We start from the raw sequence: 23,343 nt of genomic DNA, 5'->3' as shown, positions 1-23,343 counted from the left end.
GTCCACGGGAAAGCAGGATTAGATAGGCTGCTTATGATAACGGTGCAAACGTTCGTGGAGGGTAAAAAGTAAAACTATTTGCCTGACGGATCCGTCAGGGCTTGGCGGGCGCTACCAGTTGCGTGGTGACCAGGGCGGCGAGCGCATTTTCTTCGCTGCCGAAGCGGGCGAGTAACGCAGCTTGTTTTTCGGGAGAGAGGCGGTTCCAGATCTCGATCATTTTCTCCGCGGTGCCGATCAGAACGCTGGCTTGCTCTTCGCTGAATTCATCGGTCATGGGGGAGGGCTCACGGTTCAGGCAGTGTGGAAAGCGCATGTTAGCGCTTTCCACACGGTCTGTACGGCGGGTGTTTCAGTCTTCGCTGTCAGCCTGGCGGCTGTCAGTGGCTTCTTTCGGCTGGGGCTTTTGGGCACCGGCTTGTTGCGTGGTTGTCTGCTCAGGTACGTGCAGGCTTGGGAAGGGGAGATTAGGAATCTCGTGCATAGTCGCGCTCCTCGCTAAGTCTGTTGACAGATCTGGTAGATCCGCGCTTTTAGAAAGCTTGCTAAGGATACAGCACGGGAAATGACAAATAGACTTTTATATCCATTTGTTTCGACGGATGGGCTTGTATAGACAGGTCGAAATAACTGTAGGAGCGAGCTTGCTCGCGAAAAACGTCAACGATAACGCAGGGTGTTTGACACCCCGCGGTGTTCTGGCGTCCATCGCGAGCAGGCTCGCTCCTACAGGGTTATATGCAGACCTTGGCGATCGCCTCAGCCAGCAAATCCAGACGCGTGGCATCAATCCCGGCCACGTTCGCCCGGCCTGTGCCGACCATGTACACACTGTGGTGATCGCGCAGTTGCTTGACCTGATCCGGCGTCAATCCGGTGTAGGAAAACATTCCGCGCTGCACGCCGATGTGTGCAAAGCGTTCGCGCAACCCATGGGGTTCAAGCGCTTCCAGCAGACCGCTGCGTAGCTGGGCAATCCGCAAGCGCATGGTTTCCACTTCGTCGGTCCACAGCTGTTTCAGCTGCGGATCGCCAAGAATGGTCGCCACCACGGCAGCGCCATGGTCCGGCGGCGTCGACCACAGGTTGCGGGCGATGTTGGCCAGCTGACTGCGAATGTCCACCAGTTTGTCCGCGGTTTTCGCACAGACAATCAAGGCACCGGTGCGGTCGCGGTACAGGCCGAAGTTCTTCGAGCAGGAACTGGTGATCAACACTTCCGGCAACTCGGCGGCAAACAGCCGGGTCGACCAGGCGTCCTGCTCCAGCCCATCGCCAAAGCCCTGGTAGGCGAAGTCGATCAGCGGCAACAGTTCGCGCCGACGCACGACGTCCAGCACCCGACGCCAATCGTCATGGGACAGATCGAACCCCGTCGGGTTATGGCAGCAGGCGTGCAGCAGCACCACATCGCCCTTGGGCGCCTGGTCGAGCACTGCCAGCATCGCCTCGACGTCGAGACGGTTGTCGCTGCCGACGTACGGGTAGTGACTGACCTTGACCCCTGCCGTGGCGAAAATGGTTTCGTGGATCGGCCAGGTCGGATTGCTCAACCACACGCCGCGGCCGGGCAGGCACTGGGCGATGAAGTCGGCGCTCAGGCGCAACGCACCGGTGCCGCCCGGCGTCTGGGTGGCGCCGGCACGTTTGTCGCGGATCAGCGTTGAGTCAGCGCCGAGCACCAATTCATTGATGACCTTGCCGAACGCGGGTTCGCCATGGCCGCCAATGTAGGTCTTGGTGCTTTGGCCATCCACCAGCCGCGCCTCGGCCAGCTTCACCGACTCAAGAATCGGCGTCAGGCCCTGGGCATCCTTGTAGACACCGACGCCAAGGTCGAACTTGCGCGGGTTCGGATCCTGCGCATAGGCCTCCATCAGGCCGAGGATCGGATCGCCGGGCACCCGGCCGATGGCGTCGAAGTGCATTACTTGCGTCCTTCTGCTGTCTTGGCCACTTCGTCAGTGCGTGCAGCCATGATGAAGTCGTTGCGGTGCAGGCCCTTGATCGAGTGGCTCCACCAGGTCACGGTGACTTTGCCCCACTCGGTCAGCAGGCCAGGGTGGTGACCTTCGGCTTCGGAGATTTCGCCGACAGCGTTGGTGAACGCCAGTGCGTGTTTGAAGTTTTTGAACAGGAAGACTTTTTCCAGTTGCATGATGCTGTCGCGTACTTCGATGTTCCAGTCCGGGATCTGCTTGATCAGGATCGGCAGTTCTTCGTCGCTGACTTGTGGGGCATCGGCGCGGCAGGCTTCGCAGTGGGCTTGGTTCAATGTGGACATGATGAATTCCTGAAATCGAAAAAATGGAAATCGGTCGCCAGTGTGCTCACGCTAAAGCAAAGCGCAAATTACTGACAGACTCACTTGATCGTAAAAGCAGCGGTTCAGGCGGCTTTTGGTTTTGGCGGAAACTTCGGTGCGTGCAAACCCATCTGCATGGCTTGCTTGACCATGCCCATGATGTCTTCGTGGGCCAGGTCGAACAGGCGCTTGAGATTCGGCAAGACAAAGTACAGGGGCTGCAGGATGTCGATGCGGTACGGCGTGCGCATGCATTCCAGTGGATCGAACGCCTGATGCTCAGGTTCGTCCGACAGGCAGTACACGGTTTCTTTCGGCGAAGACAGGATGCCGCCACCGTAGATGCGCTGGCCTTGCGGGGTATCGAGCAGGCCGAATTCGATGGTCATCCAGTACAGGCGCGCCAGGTACACGCGTTCTTCCTTGGAAGCCTGCAGGCCAAGTTTGCCGTAGGTGTGGGTGAATTCAGCGAACCATGGATTGGTCAGCAGCGGGCAGTGGCCGAAGATCTCATGGAAAATGTCCGGCTCCTGCAAGTAGTCCAGCTCTTCGCGGGTGCGAATAAAGGTCGCCACTGGAAACTGCTTGCTGGCGAGCAATTCAAAAAAGGTCTGGAAAGGGATCAGCGCGGGAACGCGCGCAACCTGCCAGCCGGTGGTTTCACCGAGAACCTTGTTGATCTCGCCCAGTTGCGGAATGCGGTCGTGGGGCAGACCGAGTTTTTCGATACCGTCCAGGTATTCCTGGCACGCACGCCCTTCGATCACCTTCAGTTGGCGGGTGATCAGCGTGTTCCACACCGCGTGTTCTTCGGCGGTGTAGTCGATAAAACCATGCGCATCGGGCTCGCGAGCCACGTATTGCGTCTGCTTCATGCTGCTCTCCTGCTAGGGGGATTCGTTCTTGTTATGTACTGCTATGGACCTAGGAATAATCCATTGTTCGCCGCTTTGCAGCCGGTGTTCCGCCTCTTGCGCAGGAAAACGCCTTATTAATCGTAAAGTTTTCGTTACGTATCGCCGGTTGTCGCGCAGATGTTGAGATTGGCAGGTGGGAAAAGCCGTTCAACTGTCACATAATCTTGACGACTATCTGAGCGCCTCAGCAGAAAATAATCACTGAAGGAGCGAGCCTGCTCGCGATGGAGTCGAGGGAACCGCGTTTATTCAGGAAGAGCGCGTTTTCGTTAACGTCCATCGCGAGCAGGCTCGCTCCTACATGGTTGCACACCAAACTCACCGTTTTTTCGGGCCTTTATATGCGTATCAAAGTCCACTGCCAGAACCGCATCGGCATCCTGCGCGACATTCTCAATCTGTTGGTGGAGTACGGCATCAACGTCGCCCGCGGCGAGGTGGGGGGCGAGCACGGCAATGCGATCTACCTGCACTGTCCCAACCTGATCAACATCCAGTTCCAGGCGTTGCGCCCGAAGTTCGAGGCGATTGCCGGGGTCTTCGGTGTCAAGCGCGTAGGGTTGATGCCCAGCGAGCGTCGGCACATGGAGCTCAACGCCTTGCTTGGCGCCCTGGAGTTCCCGGTGCTGTCGATTGATATGGGTGGCTCCATCGTCGCGGCGAATCGCGCAGCGGCGCAGTTGCTCGGCGTACGTGTCGATGAAGTGCCAGGGATTCCGTTGTCCCGCTATGCCGAAGATTTCGATTTGCCGGAACTGGTGCGTGCCAACAAGTCGCGGATCAACGGGCTGCGGGTCAAGGTCAAGGGTGATGTGTTTCTGGCCGACATCGCGCCATTGCAATCGGAGCATGACGACAGTGAAGCCATGGCCGGTGCGGTGTTGACGCTGCACCGCGCCGACCGGGTGGGCGAGCGCATCTACAACGTGCGCAAACAGGAGCTGCGCGGCTTCGACAGCATCTTTCAAAGCTCGAAAGTGATGGCTGCTGTAGTGCGTGAAGCACGACGCATGGCGCCACTGGATGCGCCGCTTTTGATAGAAGGCGAAACCGGCACCGGCAAAGAGTTGCTGGCGCGGGCTTGCCATCTGGCCAGCCCCCGTGGGCAATCGCCGTTGATGGCGCTCAACTGTGCGGGTCTGCCGGAGTCGATGGCCGAGACTGAATTGTTCGGCTACGGCCCCGGTGCCTTCGAGGGCGCGCGGGCCGAAGGCAAGCTTGGGCTGTTGGAACTGACGGCGGGCGGTACGCTGTTTCTCGATGGCGTCGGCGAAATGAGTCCTCGGTTGCAGGTGAAACTGCTGCGCTTTTTGCAGGACGGCTGCTTCCGTCGTGTGGGCAGCGATGAAGAGGTCTACCTCGATGTGCGGGTGATCTGTGCGACCCAGGTCGACCTGTCCGAATTGTGCGCCCGTGGCGAGTTTCGTCAGGACCTGTATCACCGCTTGAATGTGCTGTCGCTGCACATCCCGCCACTGCGTGAATGCCTCGACGGTTTGCCGCCGCTGGTGGAGCACTTCCTCGATCAGGCCAGCCGACAGATTGGTTGTCCGCTGCCCAAACTGGCCCCGGCGGCCATGGATCGGCTCAGTCATTACCATTGGCCGGGCAACGTGCGGCAACTGGAGAACGTGCTGTTCCAGGCCGTTTCCCTGTGCGACGGCGGCACGGTCAAGGCAGAACACATTCGCTTGCCGGACTATGGCGTGCGCCAGCCACTGGGGGATTTTTCCCTGGAGGGTGGGCTGGACGAGATTGTCGGGCGCTTCGAGAAAGCAGTGCTGGAGCGGTTGTATTCCGAGCATCCAAGCAGCCGGCAGTTGGGCAAGCGGTTGGGGGTATCCCATACCACCATTGCCAACAAGTTGCGCGAGTATGAGGTTGGCAAGAGCGAGTCATAGCCGAGGGCTTACTTTATTAATGCCGGCCTCATCGCGAGCAGGCTCGCTCCTACAGGGAATACGCGATCCAACTGTAGGAGCGAGCCTGCTCGCGATAGCGGTAGTGGCCATCACCCAGGTCAAGCCTTGCCACCCACCGGCATGACACCGCCGGTTTTTCGTCTCCGACACAATTCCCCTGATCCCCTCAGAACCCCTCAAGTCCTTTGTTTACGGGGTCTCGCATCACCGAAATCAAATTGGTCTGCAAATTGCTTGTGGCTGATGAGTACAGCAGTGGGCGGCAAACGTCCGGCAGGCAGAGGAAAGAGTGTGGACAAGTACCTTTACGTGGCAATGACCGGCGCCAGCCAGAATGCACTGGCGCAAAAGGCTCATGCCAACAACCTCGCGAACATCTCCACCAATGGTTTCCAGAAAGATCTGGAGCAGGCGCGTTCGATGCCGGTGTTCGGTGACAGCTTTCCGGCGCGTGCGTTTGCCATGTCTGAACGTCCGGCCACCGACTTCTCCCCGGGCGCCCTGGTGGAAACCGGCCGCGACCTCGATGTCGCCGTGCAAGGCAACGGCTGGCTGGCCGTGCAGAACCCTGATGGCGGTGAAAGCTACGTGCGCACCGGCAGCCTGGTGGTGGACGCCCTGGGTGTGCTGCGCGCCGGCAACGGCATGCCGGTGATCGGCAACGGTGGCCCGATCGCCGTGCCGCCCGAGCAGCAGATCGAAGTGGGCGAGGACGGCACCATCAGCATCCGGGCGATGGGCGAAGGTCCCCGCGTCATGGCGGAAGTCGACCGCATCAAGCTGGTCAACCCGGACATCAAGAACATGACCAAGGGCCTGGACGGATCGATCCACACCAAGGACGGCAAGCCGGCGCAAGCCGATGCGAACGTCAAGCTGGTGTCCGGTTTCCTTGAGTCGAGCAACGTCAATGCCGTGGACGAAATGACCTCGGTACTGGCTTTGTCCAAGCAGTTCGAGCTGCACATCAAGATGATGAACACCGCCAAAGAAGACGACCAGGCCATGGCTCGGGTCTTGCAGATCAGCTAATTACCAGAACGTCGCGCCGTAAAACAGGCGCACGAGGAGAATCGAATGCTTCCGGCTCTATGGGTTGCCAAAACCGGTCTGTCCGCCCAGGACACCAACCTGACCACCATTTCCAACAACCTGGCCAACGTGTCGACCACGGGTTTCAAACGTGACCGTGCCGAGTTCCAGGACCTGCTCTACCAGATCAAGCGTCAGCCAGGCGCCCAGTCGACCCAGGACAGCGAACTGCCGTCGGGTCTGCAACTGGGTACCGGTGTGCGCATCGTTGGCACCCAGAAAAACTTCACCGCCGGCAGCCTGCAAACCACCGATCAGCCGCTGGACATGGCCGTCGACGGTCGTGGTTTCTTCCAGATCCTGCAACCGGACGGCACCACGGCCTACACCCGTGACGGTACGTTCCACCTGGACTCCAACGGCCAGATCGTCAACGCCAGCGGCTTCGCCCTGGAGCCGGCCATCGTCATTCCGAACGACGCCCAGACCTTCACCGTCGGCCGCGACGGCACCGTGTCCATCACCGTGGCCGGCAACCCTGCTGCCCAGGTGATCGGCAACCTGCAAACCGCCGACTTCATCAACCCGGCCGGCCTGCAAGCGGTGGGTAACAACCTGTTCCTGGAAACCGCCGCCAGTGGCGCACCGCAAGTCGGCACCCCGGGCCTGGCCGGTTTCGGTACCACGCTGCAGAACACCCTGGAAACCTCCAACGTCAGCACCGTTGAGGAGATGGTCAACATGATCACCACTCAGCGTGCCTACGAGATGAACTCCAAGGTGATTTCCACCGCCGACCAGATGCTCTCGTTCGTAACGCAGAATCTGTAATCAAGTCTATGAGGCGGCCATGAGGCCGCCTGCAACACCGTGAGGTAGGGTCATGAAACGCTATGTATCTGTTCTGGCACTGAGTGGGATAGCCGCGCTCGCAGGTTGCGTGCCTGCGACACCCAAGCCCAATGACCCTTACTACGCCCCGGTGTTGCCGCGCACGCCGTTGCCGGCGGCGGCGAACAACGGCTCGATCTATCAGGCCGGTTTCGAACAGAACCTGTACAGCGACCGTAAGGCGTTCCGGGTCGGTGACATCATCACCATCACCCTGAACGAGAAGACCCAGGCCAGCAAAAACGCCAACTCGCAAATTGGCAAGAACAGCAAGACCAGCATCGGCCTGACCTCGCTGTTCGGCTCCACGCCCAACACCAACAACCCGTTCGGTGATGGCGACCTGAGCCTGAACGCCGCGTATGAAGGCGACCGCGCGACCAAGGGCGACAGCAAGGCGGCGCAGGGCAATACCCTGACCGGCTCGATCACCGTGACCGTTGCCGATGTGTTGCCCAACGGCATTATCGCGGTGCGCGGCGAGAAGTGGATGACCCTCAACACCGGCGATGAGCTGGTGCGGATTGCCGGCCTGGTTCGCGCCGATGACATCTCTACCGACAACACCGTGTCGTCGACCCGTGTCGCCGATGCGCGCATCACCTACTCGGGCACCGGTTCGTTTGCCGATGCGAGTCAGCCAGGCTGGTTCGACCGTTTCTTCCTCAGCCCGCTGTTCCCTTTCTAGGTGGCTACGTTGAATTTCAGAAGTCTCATCGTTGCCGCTTTGATGCTGTCCGCGGCTTTCAACGCTCAAGCCGAGCGCCTGAAGGATATCGCCAGCATTTCCGGCGTGCGCTCCAACCAGTTGATCGGTTACGGCCTGGTGGTCGGGCTTAACGGTACCGGCGACCAGACGACCCAGACGCCCTTCACCCTGCAGACCTTCAACAACATGCTCTCGCAGTTCGGCATCAAGGTGCCGCCAGGTTCGGGCAACGTGCAGTTGAAGAACGTCGCGGCGGTGTCGATCAGTGCCGATCTGCCGGCGTTTGCCAAGCCGGGTCAGCAGGTCGACATCACGGTTTCGTCCATCGGTAACTCCAAGAGCCTGCGTGGCGGTACGTTGTTGTTGACGCCGCTCAAGGGTATCGACGGCAACGTCTATGCAGTGGCCCAGGGCAACCTGGTGGTCGGCGGTTTCGATGCCGAAGGGCGTGACGGTTCGAAGATTACGGTCAACGTTCCGTCGGCCGGACGCATCCCGGGTGGTGCTTCGGTCGAGCGAGCGGTGCCGAGCGGTTTCAACCAGGGCAATAGCCTGACCCTGAACCTCAACCGTTCCGACTTCACCACGGCCAAGCGCATCGTCGACAAGATCAACGACATGCTCGGCCCGGGCGTGGCCCAGGCCATCGATGGCGGTTCGGTTCGTGTCACCGCGCCACTGGACCCGAGCCAGCGTGTCGACTACCTGTCGATCCTCGAGAACCTTGAAATCGATCCGGGCCAGGCGGTGGCGAAAGTCATCATCAACTCCCGCACCGGCACCATCGTGATCGGGCAGAACGTCAAGGTGTCCCCGGCCGCCGTCACCCACGGCAGCCTGACCGTAACCATCACTGAAGACCCGATCGTGAGCCAGCCCGGGCCTCTGTCCAATGGCCAGACGGCGGTCGTGCCGCGCTCGCGGGTCAACGCCCAGCAGGAAGCCAAGCCGATGTTCAAGTTCGGTCCGGGCACCACCCTCGACGAAATCGTGCGTGCGGTGAACCAGGTCGGCGCAGCGCCGGGTGACTTGATGGCCATTCTCGAAGCACTGAAACAGGCCGGCGCCTTGCAGGCCGACCTGATCGTGATCTGAGGACGGCGAACATGGATATGTACAAGAGCGGTCGTGTCAGCAGCAGCGATTCGGGTGCGTTTTCCGACCTGAACCGGCTGAATCAGCTCAAGGTCGGCGACAAGAACAGTGACGCGAACATGCGCAAGGTCGCGCAGGAATTCGAATCGCTGTTCCTCGGCGAGATGCTCAAGTCCATGCGCTCGGCCACCGAAGCGCTGGGAAAGGACAACCCCCTCAACACGCCTGAAGCCAAGCAGTATCAGGAAATGTACGACCAGCAACTGGCCGTTTCCATGTCCCGCGAGGGCGGTGGTATTGGCCTGGCGGACGTGCTGATGCGCCAGATGTCGAAGAACAAGCCGCTGGCGCCGGGTGAGGCGGCCGCCTTGTCTGCCGCCAAGCAGGAGGCCGCCAAGGCTGCTGCGCAAACGCCAGTGGCCGCCGGTACGGTGGCCACCAACGGGCCGCTGTCGCGGGTCAATGGCGAGCGTCCGCTGTGGGCTTCGCGTTCGGTCAAGGCACCGACAGGCGAGGGCACGCACCGCAATGACATGGCAATGATCAATCAGCGTCGCCTGGCATTGCCGCCGAAACTGGCGGATCGGCTGCTGGCAGGCCTGGTGCCTTCCGCCACGCCGGCGACCACGGCGGCGGTCGCGGCGGTCAACAAGACCCCATTGCCGGAACGCACCACGCCGACCGGCACGGGCCCTCTGTTCAACGGCGACTGGCTGGCGAATGCCCAGGTCGCTGCCGGCGGTGGCTTGCAGATTCACGGTCGCGCCATCGCCCAGATTCCCCTGGCGCCGGCGAAGAAAGCCTTCAGTTCCGCCGACGAATTCGTCAACACCATGCTACCGATGGCCAAGGAAGCCGCCGACCGCATCGGCGTCGATCCGCGTTACCTGGTGGCCCAGGCTGCCCTGGAAACCGGTTGGGGCAAATCGGTCATGCGCGCCCAGGATGGCAGCAGCAGTCACAACCTGTTCGGCATCAAGACCGGCAGCAGTTGGCAGGGCGATTCGGCGCGGGCGATCACCAGCGAATTCAGGAACGGCGAGATGGTCAAGGAGACGGCCGAGTTCCGTTCCTACGCCTCTTACAAGGACAGCTTCCACGACCTGGTGACGCTGCTGCAATCGAACAATCGTTATCAAGATGTCGTGAAGTCGGCCGATAACCCGGAACAGTTTGTACGCGAGTTGCAAAAGGCCGGTTACGCAACCGACCCGAACTACGCAAGCAAGATTTCGCAGATAGCCCGGCAAATGACGAGCTACCAGAACTACGCCGCGGCGGGCGCTTCCACGACGCCTTTATAGACACAAGGTATAAGGTCTGAACCATGAGTTTGCTCAACATCGGAATGTCGGGTCTGGCCGCTGGCCAATCCTCGTTGATGACCACCGGCAACAACATTGCCAACGTCGACACCGCCGGGTACTCACGCCAGCAAACAGTGCAGGGCACCAAGGCCTCGCAGCAGTTCGGCAATGTGTACATCGGCACCGGCACCACGCTGGCCGATGTGCGTCGGGTGTACAACAGCTACCTCGATGCGCAGTTGCAGACCACCACTTCGCTCAACAGTGACTCGGCCGCGTACCTGGGCCAGGTGACGCCGCTGGACAAACTGCTTTCGGACAGTGGCACCGGCTTGAACGGCGCACTGACCAAGTTTTTTGCTTCGGTGCAGAACGTCAATGCCAAACCCGGTGACGACGCTTCCCGTCAATTGCTGCTCAGCGATGCCCAGGCCTTGAGCAACCGCTTCAATTCGATGTCCGCGCAGCTGTCCCAGCAGAATGCCAATATCAACGGCAACCTGACGAACATGGCGGATCAGGTCAACAAACTGGCCGCAACCGTGGCGCAGTTGAACCAGAAGATCTCCGAAGTTTCGAGTACCGGCGGCATGCCGAACGAGCTGCTCGACGCCCGTAACGAAACCGTGCGCCAACTGTCGACCTTCACCGGTGCGCAAGTGGTGGAGCGTGAAGGCAGCCTCGACATTTACCTGGGCAGCGGACAGCCGCTGGTCATGGGCAACACGGTAAACAAACTCGAGGCGGTGCCGAGCAAGGACGATCCGGGTCGCCTGGCGCTGCAGCTCAATCGCGGTTCGAGCACCATTGACATCACGCCGATCATGACCGGCGGCGAGATTGGCGGTCTGCTGCGTTATCGCAGCACTGTGCTGGACCCGGCCATGAACGAATTGGGACGCGTGGCCCTGGTCGTTGCCGATCAGATGAACAGCCTCCAGGCCCAGGGCATCGACAAGAACGGTGACTTCGGTTCGACGCTGTTCAACAGCGTCAACAGTGCGGCCCAGATGTCTCAGCGCAGTATCGCGACCATCGGCAACTCGCCGGGTACCGGCAACTTCAACGTGAGCATCGAGGACAGCGGCAAACTGACCATCAATGACTACAAGGTCACGTTCACCAGCGCCACCGACTACACCGTTCAGCGCCTGCCGGACAACACGCCCATGGGCGCCTTCAACACGACGACGACGCCGCCGCCGGTCATTGACGGTTTCTCCCTGACGCTGACGGGTGGCACTCCGGCTCCCGGCGACACCGCCGCCGCCGGCGATACCTTCAAGATCACCCCGACCCGCAATGCGGCGACGAACATCAAGACCGAGATGACCGACTCCAAGCGCCTGGCCATCGCGGCACCCCTGGGCGCAGCGATTGCGCCGGGCTCCAGCGGCACGCTGACGATTCCGGCCAGCGGTCAACCGACCCTGACCACCAAGTTCGACATCTACGACCCGGCCACCACCACCGCGATGCAGAACGGCCTGAAAAACTCCACGCCGACCAAGGTGGTGTTTGGTGACGTATCTGCCGACGGTACCAGCCAGACCTACCAGTTCCTGGATGCCAATGGCGGCGTCATCAGCAGTGGCACCATCAAGCCCGGCGAGAACAACACCCTGAGCCTGAGCATACCGCTCAAGGATGCCACGGGTGCACCGATCCCGCCGGCGCCCGCCACCCAGTACACCGCGAACTTCGACATGACCATCGCCGGCGCGCCTCTCAAGGGCGCCGCGATCAACGTTTCGCTCAGTCAGCCGGGCACGCTGGACAACCGTAACGGCACCGCACTGGCGGGCCTGCAAACCGCGCAGACCGTGGACACCGCTTCCGCCAGCAAGGGCATTTCCCTGACCGATGCCTACGGCAAACTGGTCGAGGGTGTCGGTGCCAAGGCCGCTCAGGGCAAGCTCGACAGCGCGGCGACCGACGCCATCCTGGCGAACGCCAAGAGTGCTCGCGATTCGCTGTCGGGTGTCGATCTCGACGAAGAAACCGGCAACCTGGTCAAGTATCAGCAGTACTACACCGCGTCTTCGCAGATCATCAAGGCTGCGCAGGAAATCTTCAGCACACTGATCAACAGTCTTTAAGGAGTCGTAGCCCATGCGCATTTCTACCGCCCAGTTTTACGAGTCCTCGGCTGCGAACTACCAGCGTAACTTCGCCAACGTGGTCAAGAGCAGCGAAGAGGCCAGCAGCCTCGTTCGCGTCAATACCGCCGCCGATGATCCGGTGGGTGCCTCGCGCCTGCTGCAGTTGGGCCAGCAGGCTTCGATGCTCGATCAGTACCAGGCCAATGCCACCACCATCAAGGGGACCCTGGGGGCGACCGAAGCGGTGATGACCAGCATCAACAATGTGCTGCAGCGCGCCAAGGAACTGGCCGTCAGTGCCGGTAACGCCGGTTACACCGATGAGGACCGCAAGGCCAACGCTTCGGAGCTGGGGCAGATCGAAGAGCAACTGCTCAGCCTGATGAACAGCAAGGATGAGAATGGCAAATACATCTTCGCCGGTTCCAAGGGCGATACCGTGCCATTCACGCGCAACAACGACGGCACCTACAGCTACAACGGCGACCAGGTGACCCTTGACCTGGCCGTTGGCGATACGATGTCGATGGCCACCAACAGTACTGGCTGGGACGCGTTCCAGCAGGCGCTCAACACCAGTCGCAGCCAGGTCACCATGACTTCGCCGCCCGTGGATGACGGGCGCGTGACCCTGTCCAATGGCCAGGTGTCGTCGAACGTGAGCTACAACAACAAATTCCGTAGTGGCGAGCCCTACACCGTGGACTTCGTCAGCGGCACGCAACTGAAGATCACCGACGCTGCCGGCAATGATGTGACGGCCGAAGCCAGCCAGGGCGGCGCGTTCGATCCGACCAGCAAGACCGGGCAAAGTGTGAGTTTCCGTGGTGTCGACCTGACGCTGAATATCAACCTGGGCGCCGGTGACGTACCTGGTGCGGTGCTGCCAGGGCACTCCTTTACCCTGGCCGCCAAGCCTGACACGTTCACGGCCACCCGCAGCCCGGGCAACCCGACGGCCGCACAGGTGACCACCAGCAGCATCACCAACGCCACCGACTACCACGCCAGTTTTCCGTCGGGGGCAGCGGTGATCAAGTTCACTTCGGCGACCGACTTCGATCTGTACGCAGCCCCCCTGACCGCCAACAGCAAGCCGGTGTCCAGTGGCACCATGGCCGGTAGCGTTGCCACGGCGTCGGGCGTGAGTTTCACCTTCACCGCCGCCCCTGTGCCTGATACCGGCGATCAGTTCAGTGTGGCCGTCAACACGCACGAAACCCAGAACATTCTGGACACCGTGAGCCAGTTGAAGACGGCGTTGAATACGCCCACCAACGGCAACGCGATTGCCACCCAGAAGCTGCAAGCCTCGCTGGCCTCGGGCATCGCCAACCTGGCGAGCGGCACCGATCAGCTGTCCAGCGCCTTGAGTTCGGTCGGTGGTCGTGGCCAGGCGCTGGAGAATCAGATGGACACCAACCAGAGCCTGGTGCTGGCCAACACCCAGACCCAATCGGCGATTCGCGACTCCGATCCCGCCGCAGTGATGACCCGCCTGACGTTGCAGCAGACCATGTTGCAGGCCTCTCAACTGGCCTTCAGCAAGATTGCTCAGTTGGGCTTGTTCAACAAAGTCTGAGTTTGCGCCTGTCGAGTTGCCAGCCGTCTTTTCCTAAGCGGTTCCGGAGTTTCTGCCCGAAAGGGTAGAAACCCGCCGCTCGAGAGTTTCCCGCCGTGAATCAACATCCCCTCGTCAGCATCGTTATCCCTGCGTTCAACCCGCGTTTTTTCAGCCAGGCGCTCGAGAGTGCGCTCGCGCAGACTTATCAGCCCATCGAAATCGTCGTGTGTGACGACTCCGTGGGTGATGAGATTCGCGATATTGTCGAGTCGTTTACCGAGCAGGCTCACCCGGTTCGCTACCTGCGCAATCCTCAGCGTCTGGGCTTGCAGAAAAACGTACTGCGTTGCGTGCAAGAGGCTCGGGGCGAGTTCATCAAGGTCTTGTGCGACGACGATCGCCTGTTTTCTCCCAGCATCGCCTTGCAGGCGCAGGTGTTGATCGATCATGCCGATGTCAATCTGGTGCTCGCTCTGCGCATGTTCAGTGACGCCGGCAACTTCATCCTGCCATCGCGGGTCGACAACTGCCGGTTCTCGCCAAATGACGCCTTGTTCAAAGGTGAGGACATGTTGGCGATCTTCGAAGGCACGCCGAAGAATTTCATCGGCAATTTCAGCTCGACCCTGATGCGCCGCGCCGATGTGCTGGAGCTGTTGCCAGCGCTGATCCAGGAAGGCGCCGGGTTTGTCGCCATGCTCGATTTCGCCTTGTTCGTGTGCCTGATGCGTCGCGGCAATCTGGTTTCGCTCAATACCGTGCTCAGTACAGAGCGCTTGTACCCGGAGCGTCTGAGCAAAACCCCGGAGATGGTCAAGGCCACCCTCCAGGAGTGGAGCTGGTTGACTCAGATGCTGGCGGCTCGCAGTGGCGAGTCGGCGCCGGCTTCGGGTTGGGTGCGTTTCATCGATCTGGCGAAAATCAGCGATCAACCCCATGCCTGGGAAGAGTTGTGCGTCGTGCGAATTCTGGGCAACCGCAACACCGTGGTGAATGGCCGGGTGGGTGGTGAGAGTGGCAGTTACGCCGATTTCTACCGCGAATGGCTGGCGGTCCGCAGGTTCTCGGACGTCGAGCGGCGCTTGATGCCGCAGCGTATCGACACCTGGGCGTTCAAGCCCCAAATCGTGCCGATCGTGATCGACAGCGATGCCGACAGTGCCGCACTGAAAACCACGCTGCAGAGCATCGAATCCCAGCTCTATGCGCCGCAAGCGGTGATCGTACTGTCCGACGCGAGTGATGTCGCCGGTGAGCGCGTGGTGCAGTTGCCCTGGCAGGCCGAGTGGGCACAGCAGCTCAATGCTGTCGTGCCGCAACTGGAGGGCGCCCACTGGTTTTATCTGCTTCGGGCCGGCGACACCTTGCGCGAGTCTGCGCTATTGATTCTGGCCGAACGGGTTGCCGGTTCTCCAGGCATCCTGTGTGCCTACAGCGACGAGGGTGCGCTGTTCGACGGGGAGTCCATCGATCCGGTGTTCAAGCCGGACTTCAACCTCGATCTGATGCGTGCTTATCCCTACGTCGGGCGCACCTTGGCATTCGAACGTCAGCGCTTCATGGCGCTGGGCGGGTTCGATCCGGCCCATGGCGAATTGGCGCCCCATGACCTGTTGTGGCGTCTGGTGGAGGAAGCCGGTCCGCAGACCATCGAGCACATCGCCGAAATACAAGTTGAATCGAGCCTGACCTACGCCAACTGGTTGTCATTGCCCGCTGTGATCGATCGCAATGCCGGGATGGTCAGTGCGCACCTGGACCGTTTGGGCGTGGCCCATGCTATCCGGCATGAAGAGCTGCCGTTGATCAATCGCATCGATTATTCGCACGGCGCCCGGCCCCTGGTGTCGATCATCGTGCGCACAGCGGATTCGCTCTACGCCTTGCAGCGTTGCATTGAAAGCGTGATCGAGCGCACCGCTTACACCCAGTACGAAATCCTGATCGTCGAAAGCGGGACCGATGACCAGGCCATGCTCGACTGGCTGGCGGCGATGGCGCAAATGGGTGCCGCGATGTTGCGGGTACTGCGTTACGCCGGTGATGACAATGACGCCGCCATTCACAATTTTGCCGCGGAGCAGGCGCGTGGCGAGTACCTGTTGCTGCTCAGTGCGCAAGCGGTGATTGGCGACGGCGACTGGCTGGACGAATTGCTCAATCATGCCCGGCGTCCTGAAGTGGGCGTGGTCGGTGCGCGGATTCTCAGCCCCGAGGGCACGATAGTCAGTGCCGGTTTGATCCTCGGGCTGGCGGGCCCCGTGGGCTCGCCGTTCCAGGGCGAGGCGGCCGGGTCCCGTGGCTACATGCAGCGCCTGCATGTCACTCAGAACTGGAGTGCAGTGAGCAATCACTGCCTGATGCTGCGCAAGCAGGCACTCGACGAAGTGGGAGGCTTTGACGACAGGACGTTCAGCCTGGATTTGAGCCACGTCGATCTGTGTTTGCGGGCGAGCAAGGCCGGTTACCTGGTGGTCTGGACCCCTTACGCCAGTGTCGTGCTGATGCCCCACGAGGCTGTGCCGGCCCGGCGTTCGTCGCAAGCGTTGCTGGAGCAGGAGCAAGAGCGGGAGCAGGAAGCGTTCTACTGCAAGTGGCTGCCGAAAATCGCCAGGGATCCGGCCTACAGTCCGGCACTCAGTCTTGGCGTTTCGAGTTTCAGTCTGGAGGCTTCGCTGCGCCACAACTGGAACCCGTTTTGCACCCGCGCCTTGCCGCTGGTCCTGGGCCTGCCAGTGAACAGCACGGCGGTCGGCATTTACCGGGTGACTGCACCGCTGGAAGAACTTCAGGCGGCGGGCCGGGTGATCGCCAGAGTGGCTTACGAGTCGCCGTCGACCGTGGAGATCGAGCGCTTGTCGCCGGACACCATCGTGTTGCAAGGGCGCTACAGCGAAGGCGCGGCAGGTGACATTCTGCGCATGAAAAAATACTCCGGCGCCCTGCGGATTTTCGAGCTCGACGACTACGTTGTCAGCGCGCCGAAAAAGAATACCCATGCCCGTAACAAGCCGGTGAACACCGAGCAGATGCTGCGCGAAGGCATCGCTTTGTGCGATCGCGTGGTGGTCACTACCCAGCCGCTGGCCGATGCCCTGTCGAGCATGCACAGTGATATTCGCGTGGTGCCCAACATGCTCTCGCCGGTCCCTTGGGCCACGTTGACCAGCCGGCGCCGAACGTCTGGCAAGCCGCGTGTCGGCTGGGGCGGCGGCACCAGCCACACCGGCGACCTGGAAATCATTGCCGAGGTCGTGCGTGAATTGGCGAATGAAGTCGAGTGGGTCTTTTTCGGCATGTGCCCGGAGGCATTGCGGCCGTACATTCACGAGTTTCATTCCACCACCGGCTTTCAAGGCTACCCGTACAAATTGGCGAGCCTGAACCTCGACCTGGCACTGGCGCCGCTGGAGTTCCACATCTTCAACGACTGCAAGAGCAACCTGCGCCTGCTGGAGTACGGTGCCTGCGGTTACCCGGTGATCTGCACCGACACTGCGGCCTATCGCGGCCACTTGCCGTGCACCAGGGTCTACAGCAACAGTACCGAGGAATGGTTGCAGGCGATCCGCATGCACCTGGCCGATCCCGATGCCAGCTATCGCATGGGCGATGAACTGCGCGAGGCAGTGCACCGCGATTTCATGCTGCGCGGCGATAACCTCCAGCATTGGTTGTGGGGTTGGTTGCCGGACTGATCCTTTCAGGCAACCCACAAAAAACGCAGTCGACTCATTCTCGACTGCGTTTTTTTATGCCCGAAGGTTCATCAAGAGCACCGTCTGTACCCTGCCTGTAGAGCTGGCGCGCTTCCTGCAAGTCGTCCCTATATCGCCATAAAACGAGCGCTTGCGGCCAGCCCGCGCGCGCCGGACACGGCCAATGTTTTAGCCCGGCGGCCTGCAAAAGCTTGATCAAGCTTGGTTGAGCCCTGTGACGAACAAGAGGGGAGAGGATGAAGGCAGTAATTCTGGCAGGTGGTCTCGGTACGCGGATCAGCGAAGAGTCGCACCTCAAGCCTAAGCCAATGATTGAAATCGGCGGCAAGCCAATTCTTTGGCACATCATGAAGCAGTACTCCGCTCACGGGATTCATGATTTCGTGATCTGCCTTGGCTACAAGGGCTATGCGATAAAGGACTTCTTTGCCAACTACTTCCTGCATACCTCCGACGTCACATTCGACATGTGCAACAACCGCATGGATGTTCACCAGAACTACAGCGAGCCATGGCGCGTCACGCTGATCGACACCGGTGAAGAAACCATGACCGGCGGGCGTTTGCGTCGCGCTTCGCGTTATCTGGAAAACGAGCAAGCGTTCTGTTTCACCTACGGTGACGGCGTTTCGGACCTCAACATCGGTGCACTGGTCGACTTCCACCTGAGCCATGGCAAGCTCGCCACCGTGACCGCGGTGCAACCGCCGGGACGCTATGGCGCCCTGGAGCGCGATGGCGACAGGGTCTTGGGTTTCACCGAGAAACCGCGTGGCGACGGCGGCTGGATCAACGGCGGCTTCTTCGTCCTTTCGCCAAAGGTCTTGCCTTACATCGCCGCCGATCACACCTCATGGGAAGCCGAACCGCTGACGAAGCTGGCCAGCGAACAACAGTTGCAAGCCTTCCAGCACGAGGGCTTCTGGCATCCGATGGACACCCTGCGTGACAAGAACCACCTGGAGTCGTTGTGGCAGAGCGGGGAGGCCCCATGGAAGCAATGGGACTGAGCCCGCAATTCTGGCGCGGCAAGCGGGTTCTGGTCACCGGCCACACCGGTTTCAAGGGCAGTTGGTTGACGTTGTGGTTGCAGAGCCTGGGGGCCGAGGTCAGCGGGTTTGCCCTCGATCCGTCCACCGAGCCGAGCCTGTTCGAACTGGCGCGCGTGCACGAAGGCATCAACGATCAGCGAGGCGACCTGCGTGACCTCGGCGCCTTGCTGGAACTGATCGCCGAGACCCAGCCGGAAATCGTCCTGCACCTGGCGGCCCAGCCGCTGGTGCGCGAGGGTTATCGCGACCCGTTGGGGACTTACTCCAGCAACGTCATGGGGACCCTCAACCTGCTGGAAGCCATCCGCCAGGTCGGCGGCGTCCGTGCCTGTGTGCTGGTGACCACCGACAAGGTCTACGCCAATCAGGAATGGCTGTGGCCGTATCGCGAGAACGAAGCACTGGGCGGACACGATCCTTATAGCAGCAGCAAGGCTTGCTGCGAGTTGCTGGCGCAGTCTTACGCGGCCTCGTTCTTCCCGGCCGAGCGTCATGCCGAGCACGGCCTGGCCCTGGCCACGGCCCGCGCCGGCAACGTGCTGGGCGGTGGTGATTTCGCGCCGGAGCGTTTGATTCCCGACGTGCTCAAGGCCTGGTCGGCGAACGAGCCCGTGACCCTGCGCTTCCCTAACGCCGTGCGCCCATGGCAGCACGCGCTTGAGCCGCTGGCCGGTTATCTGCAACTGGCTGCCGGCCTGTATGAGCAAGGCCCGCAATTCGCTGGCGCGTGGAACTTCGGCCCGAGTGAGGCGGATATGTGCAGCGTCGGCGAAGTCGTCGAGTTGCTCGCCCATCGCTGGCCGCAAGCCCGCGGGCTGCGCATCGAGCCGAGCGACTTACATGAAGCCGGCCTGCTGCGCCTGGACAGCAGTCGTGCCCGTCAATTGCTGGCCTGGCAACCTCGCTGGTCGTTGCAGCAATGCCTGACCCAGACCCTGGATTGGCATTTGGCGTGGCAGAACGGCGATGACATGCGCGCCATCACCTTGAGCCAGCTGAACCTGTACCGAGGCGCGTTGTGAGCGAATTTCTGTTGAAGGCATTGCCACTGGACGGGCTGTTCAGCGTGCAGCACAAACGCTTCGAAGACGAGCGCGGGCACTTCGCCCGGCTGTTTTGCGAGGGCAGCCTGAACGCCTTCGGCCAGGCGTTTCACATCCGCCAGATCAACCATTCCTGCACCCACGAACGCGGCACTGTGCGCGGCCTGCATTACCAGAACGCCCATGCGCCGGAAGCCAAGTTGATCACGTGCCTGCGCGGTGAAGTGTGGGACGTGGCGGTGGATTTGCGCCCCGACTCCGACACCTTCCTGCACTGGCACGCCGAGCACCTGCGCGCCGGTGATGGGCGCAGTCTGCTGATCCCGGCCGGGTTCGCCCACGGCTTCCAGACCCTCAGTGCCGATGCCGAGCTGCTTTATCTGCACAGCAACGATTACACGCCTGCGCACGAAGGCGGGTTGTCGGTGAACGATCCGCGGCTGGCGATTGCCTGGCCGTTGCCTGTCAATAATCTGTCGGCGCGGGATTCCAGCCATCCCTTGCTCGATGAACACTTTGCTGGAGTGCGTGTATGAATTGCCGTGGTTGCGGGACTCCGTTGACCTTGCCGCTGATCGATCTCGGCACCTCGCCGCCGTCCAACGCCTACGTGCGTGCCGATCAGTTGGAGCAAGCCGAGCAGTGGGTGCCCTTGAAGGTTGCGGTGTGTCAGCAGTGCTGGCTGGTGCAGACCGAGGATTACACCCGCGCCGACAGCCTGTTCGATGCCGAGTACGCCTATTTCAGTTCGTTCTCCAGCACCTGGCTGGCCCATGCCGAGCAGTATGTGGCCGAGATGGTCGAGCGTTTCGGCCTGACCGCCGACAGCCGTGTGGTGGAGGTTGCCGCCAACGACGGTTACCTGTTGCAGTACGTCGCCGGGCGCGGCATTCCTTGCCTGGGTGTCGAGCCGACCCGCAGCACCGCACAAGCGGCACGGGAAAAAGGCCTGGAGATTCGCGAGCTGTTTTTCGGTCGCGACACCGCCGCGCAGTTAAATAGCGAAGGCTGGGGCGCCGACCTGATGGCCGCCAATAACGTGTTGGCGCATGTGCCGGACATCAATGATTTCCTCGGCGGTTTCGCGACCCTGCTCAAATCGACGGGTGTGGCGACATTCGAGTTCCCGCAACTGCTGACGCTGATGGCCGGGCAGCAATTCGACACGCTGTATCACGAGCACTATTCCTATCTGTCACTGACCGCCGTGCAAACGTTGTGCGAGCGTAATGGCCTGGAAGTATTCGACGTCAGCCAGCTCTCGACCCACGGCGGTTCGCTGCGGGTTTTCGTCCAGCGTCAGGATGGCGAGCGTCGTCAGGTGCAACCGGCGGTCCGGCAACAGTTGCAGGCCGAACTCGCCGCCGGGGTGAAGACCCCCGAGTACTACACAAGCCTCGCGCCGGCCGCCGAGCGCATCAAGCACGAGCTGCTGCGCTTCCTGTTGCAGGCCAAGGCCGATGGCAAGCGTGTGGTCGGCTACGGCGCCGCCGCCAAGGGCAACACCTTGCTCAACTACGCCGGGGTCAAGCCGGACCTGCTGGCCTGGGTCGCCGATGCCAACCCGCACAAGCAGGGCAAATATTTGCCGGGCAGCCGCATTCCAATCGTTTCGCCCGCGCAGATCGAAATCGAAAAACCGGACTACGTCCTGGTGCTGCCGTGGAACCTGTTGCACGAAGTCAGCCAGCAGCTCGCGCAGGTACGGCAGTGGGATGGCCGGTTCGTGATCGCCGTGCCTGAGTTGACCGTGCTGTGAGGGTTCTGGTCACCGGGGCCACCGGTTTCGTCGGTCGTCATCTGGTTGCGGCATTGTTGGCCCGTGGCTGCACGGTGCGAGCGGTCGCGCGCAATGTGCAAACCGCCGCGAGCATGCCGTGGATCAATGACGTCGAGTTCGTGAGTGCGGATATTCACGCGGCGAGTCTGGATATCGGCGCGCTGACCGAGGGCGTCGATGCACTGGCGCACCTGGCATGGCCGGGGTTGCCGAACTATCGGGCACTGTTCCATTTCGAGCACAACCTGATGGCCGACTACCGCTTCATCAAAGGCGCGGTCGAGGCGGGCGTGAAGCAGGTGATGGTGACCGGAACCTGCTTCGAGTACGGCATGCAGAGTGGTCCGCTGAGCGAGGAGAACGAAGCGCAGCCGGCCAATCCCTACGGTCTGGCCAAACACACCCTGCACCTGTTTTTGCAAAACCTGCAGCAGGCGCATCCGTTCACGCTGCAGTGGGCGCGTCTGTTTTATCTGCACGGCGCCGGGCAGAACCCCAACAGCCTGTTGGCGGCGCTGGACCGGGCGATCGACGCCGGCGACGTGACGTTCAACATGTCGGCGGGTGAACAGCTGCGGGACTTCCTGGCGATTGAAACGGCCACCGCGCACCTCGCCGCGATCCTGCACAAGCGCGATTTCGACGGCACGATCAACTGCGCCAGCGGCCAACCGGTTTCGGTGCGGGCGCTGGTCGAACAGCGCTTGCGCGAACGCGGCGCGACTCTCGGCCTGAACCTCGGCCACTACCCGTATCCGACCCACGAACCGCTGGCGTTCTGGGCGGTGACCGAGCGCTTGCAACAGTTATTGGGAGCAGAGCAATGAGGCACGAGTTGTATCGGGTCACCGACCTGCCGGTGTTGCAGAACCGCACCTTTGCCGATCCGGAATCGGCCAAGGCGTCGGCCAGTGCCGACATGTTGCTGGTGCAGGATGAGCGCAGCGGTCTGATCTTCAACGCGGCGTTCGACGCCGACAAGCTCAGCTACGATGCCGACTATCAGAACGAGCAGGCGCACTCCGGCCAATTCCAGAAACACCTGAGCGATGTCGAAGGCATCATTGCCCGGCACTTCAAGGGCCAGGAACTGATCGAAGTCGGCTGCGGCAAAGGCTATTTCCTGGAGCTGCTGAAGGACCTGGGGTATGCCATCACCGGTATCGATCCGGCCTACGAAGGCGATAACGCCGATGTGATCAAGGCGCCCTTCACCCGTGGCCTCGGTCTGGCGGCGGACGCCATCGTGCTGCGTCATGTACTGGAGCACATCCAGGACCCGATGGGCTTTCTGGCCCAGATGGCCGAGGCCAATCAGGGCGGGCAGATCTACATCGAAGTGCCTTGCCTGGACTGGATCGTTGAACACCGAGCCTGGTTCGACCTGTTTTACGAGCACGTCAACTATTTCCGCCTCGATGATCTGCGCCGGATGTTCGGCACGGTACATGAGGCCGGCCACCTGTTTGGCGGCCAGTACCTGTACGTCGTCGCCGACCTGGCGACACTGCGCCTGACCCCCGAACAACCGGTGTCACGCCTGGTGTTGCCCGAGGGTTTCACCGCCAGCCTCGAGCGTGCGGTGCAGATCATCCAGGCCGCACCCGGGCAGGGTTCGGCGATTTGGGGGGCGTCGTCCAAAGGCGTGATCTATTCGCTGTTTCTGCAACGGGCTGGTGTGGCGGTGGATCGCGTCGTGGATATCAACCCGGCCAAGCAAGGGCGCTACCTGCCCTTGAGCGGCGTGCGCGTGTCTTCGCCGCAAGAGGCCATGGACGCCTTGCCTGAAGGTGCCAACCTGTTTGTGATGAATTCCAACTACCTCGAAGAAATCAGGCGGATGACCGATGGACGCTACGTCTATCACGCCGTCGACAGCGCTTCGTTCCAGTGACTATTGAGATT

20 protein-coding genes are annotated in these 23,343 nt (G+C 61.3%); 15 read left to right on the top strand and 5 right to left on the bottom strand.

Annotated features, from left to right (window positions below; all coding sequences use genetic code 11):
• Positions 1-94: 94 nt before the first annotated feature.
• The 5 genes from LAB08_RS23200 to phhA form a co-directional block, all read right to left on the bottom strand.
• Positions 95-277 carry a hypothetical protein gene (locus tag LAB08_RS23200; RefSeq protein WP_096509527.1) on the bottom strand — a complete coding sequence of 61 codons (183 nt, stop codon included), beginning with the start codon at positions 275-277 and terminating at the stop codon, positions 95-97.
• Positions 278-352: 75 nt separating this feature from the next.
• On the bottom strand, positions 353-484 hold the full coding sequence (locus tag LAB08_RS30560; RefSeq protein WP_256658579.1) for a hypothetical protein: 132 nt from the start codon (positions 482-484) through the stop codon (positions 353-355).
• A gap of 250 nt (positions 485-734) precedes the next feature.
• Positions 735-1,928, bottom strand: a complete 1,194-nt coding sequence (locus LAB08_RS23195; RefSeq protein ID WP_096509528.1) for an amino acid aminotransferase — start codon at positions 1,926-1,928, stop codon at positions 735-737.
• Entirely contained in the window at positions 1,928-2,284 is a 357-nt protein-coding gene (locus LAB08_RS23190) for a 4a-hydroxytetrahydrobiopterin dehydratase (protein ID WP_003222798.1), read from the bottom strand. Before LAB08_RS23190 ends, LAB08_RS23195 begins: the two co-directional genes overlap by 1 nt.
• Before the next feature lie 104 nt (positions 2,285-2,388).
• A complete protein-coding gene (gene phhA / locus LAB08_RS23185) occupies positions 2,389-3,180 on the bottom strand; it encodes a phenylalanine 4-monooxygenase (RefSeq protein ID WP_046816881.1) in 792 nt (263 codons plus the stop codon).
• 383 nt (positions 3,181-3,563) lie between these two features.
• Here phhA and LAB08_RS23180 point away from each other — a divergent pair, with 383 nt between their 5' ends.
• The 15 genes from LAB08_RS23180 (at position 3,564) to LAB08_RS23110 (ending at position 23,332) form a co-directional block, all read left to right on the top strand.
• A complete protein-coding gene (locus LAB08_RS23180) occupies positions 3,564-5,123 on the top strand; it encodes a sigma-54-dependent transcriptional regulator (RefSeq protein WP_096509529.1) in 1,560 nt (519 codons plus the stop codon).
• A 312-nt stretch (positions 5,124-5,435) separates the two neighbouring features.
• Positions 5,436-6,176, top strand: a complete 741-nt coding sequence (locus LAB08_RS23175; protein ID WP_096509530.1) for a flagellar basal body rod protein FlgF — start codon at positions 5,436-5,438, stop codon at positions 6,174-6,176.
• Positions 6,177-6,221: 45 nt separating this feature from the next.
• Positions 6,222-7,007, top strand: a complete 786-nt coding sequence (flgG, locus tag LAB08_RS23170; RefSeq protein ID WP_096509531.1) for a flagellar basal-body rod protein FlgG — start codon at positions 6,222-6,224, stop codon at positions 7,005-7,007.
• Positions 7,008-7,059: 52 nt separating this feature from the next.
• Positions 7,060-7,755: a flagellar basal body L-ring protein FlgH gene (gene flgH / locus LAB08_RS23165; protein ID WP_096509532.1), complete on the top strand. Its 696-nt coding sequence runs from the start codon at positions 7,060-7,062 to the stop codon at positions 7,753-7,755.
• A 42-nt stretch (positions 7,756-7,797) separates the two neighbouring features.
• On the top strand, positions 7,798-8,871 hold the full coding sequence (locus LAB08_RS23160; RefSeq protein WP_172901659.1) for a flagellar basal body P-ring protein FlgI: 1,074 nt from the start codon (positions 7,798-7,800) through the stop codon (positions 8,869-8,871).
• Positions 8,872-8,882: 11 nt separating this feature from the next.
• The gene (flgJ, locus tag LAB08_RS23155) at positions 8,883-10,175 is read left to right on the top strand and encodes a flagellar assembly peptidoglycan hydrolase FlgJ (protein WP_096509534.1); all 1,293 of its coding nucleotides are present in this window, start codon (positions 8,883-8,885) and stop codon (positions 10,173-10,175) included.
• 23 nt (positions 10,176-10,198) lie between these two features.
• Positions 10,199-12,277 carry a flagellar hook-associated protein FlgK gene (flgK, locus tag LAB08_RS23150; protein WP_096509535.1) on the top strand — a complete coding sequence of 693 codons (2,079 nt, stop codon included), beginning with the start codon at positions 10,199-10,201 and terminating at the stop codon, positions 12,275-12,277.
• Positions 12,278-12,290: 13 nt separating this feature from the next.
• Positions 12,291-13,862 carry a flagellar hook-associated protein 3 gene (locus LAB08_RS23145; RefSeq protein ID WP_096509536.1) on the top strand — a complete coding sequence of 524 codons (1,572 nt, stop codon included), beginning with the start codon at positions 12,291-12,293 and terminating at the stop codon, positions 13,860-13,862.
• A 95-nt stretch (positions 13,863-13,957) separates the two neighbouring features.
• The gene (locus LAB08_RS23140) at positions 13,958-17,542 is read left to right on the top strand and encodes a glycosyltransferase (protein WP_096509537.1); all 3,585 of its coding nucleotides are present in this window, start codon (positions 13,958-13,960) and stop codon (positions 17,540-17,542) included.
• Positions 17,543-17,799: 257 nt separating this feature from the next.
• Positions 17,800-18,573 carry a glucose-1-phosphate cytidylyltransferase gene (rfbF, locus tag LAB08_RS23135; RefSeq protein WP_096509538.1) on the top strand — a complete coding sequence of 258 codons (774 nt, stop codon included), beginning with the start codon at positions 17,800-17,802 and terminating at the stop codon, positions 18,571-18,573.
• Entirely contained in the window at positions 18,555-19,637 is a 1,083-nt protein-coding gene (rfbG, locus tag LAB08_RS23130; RefSeq protein WP_096509539.1) for a CDP-glucose 4,6-dehydratase, read from the top strand. Before rfbF ends, rfbG begins: the two co-directional genes overlap by 19 nt.
• The gene (locus tag LAB08_RS23125) at positions 19,634-20,194 is read left to right on the top strand and encodes a dTDP-4-dehydrorhamnose 3,5-epimerase family protein (RefSeq protein WP_096509540.1); all 561 of its coding nucleotides are present in this window, start codon (positions 19,634-19,636) and stop codon (positions 20,192-20,194) included. The genes rfbG and LAB08_RS23125 overlap by 4 nt, the downstream gene beginning before the upstream one ends.
• Complete coding sequence (locus LAB08_RS23120; RefSeq protein ID WP_096509541.1) at positions 20,191-21,417, top strand: class I SAM-dependent methyltransferase; 1,227 nt, start codon at positions 20,191-20,193, stop codon at positions 21,415-21,417. The genes LAB08_RS23125 and LAB08_RS23120 overlap by 4 nt, the downstream gene beginning before the upstream one ends.
• The gene (locus tag LAB08_RS23115) at positions 21,414-22,265 is read left to right on the top strand and encodes an NAD-dependent epimerase/dehydratase family protein (RefSeq protein ID WP_096509542.1); all 852 of its coding nucleotides are present in this window, start codon (positions 21,414-21,416) and stop codon (positions 22,263-22,265) included. The genes LAB08_RS23120 and LAB08_RS23115 overlap by 4 nt, the downstream gene beginning before the upstream one ends.
• Positions 22,262-23,332 carry a class I SAM-dependent methyltransferase gene (locus LAB08_RS23110; protein ID WP_096509543.1) on the top strand — a complete coding sequence of 357 codons (1,071 nt, stop codon included), beginning with the start codon at positions 22,262-22,264 and terminating at the stop codon, positions 23,330-23,332. The genes LAB08_RS23115 and LAB08_RS23110 overlap by 4 nt, the downstream gene beginning before the upstream one ends.
• The last annotated feature ends 11 nt before the right edge of the window (positions 23,333-23,343 follow it).

The sequence above is a fragment of the Pseudomonas izuensis genome, assembly GCF_002356535.2.
Lineage (GTDB): Bacteria > Pseudomonadota > Gammaproteobacteria > Pseudomonadales > Pseudomonadaceae > Aquipseudomonas > Aquipseudomonas izuensis.
This window is presented reverse-complemented; position numbering and strand designations above follow the sequence as displayed.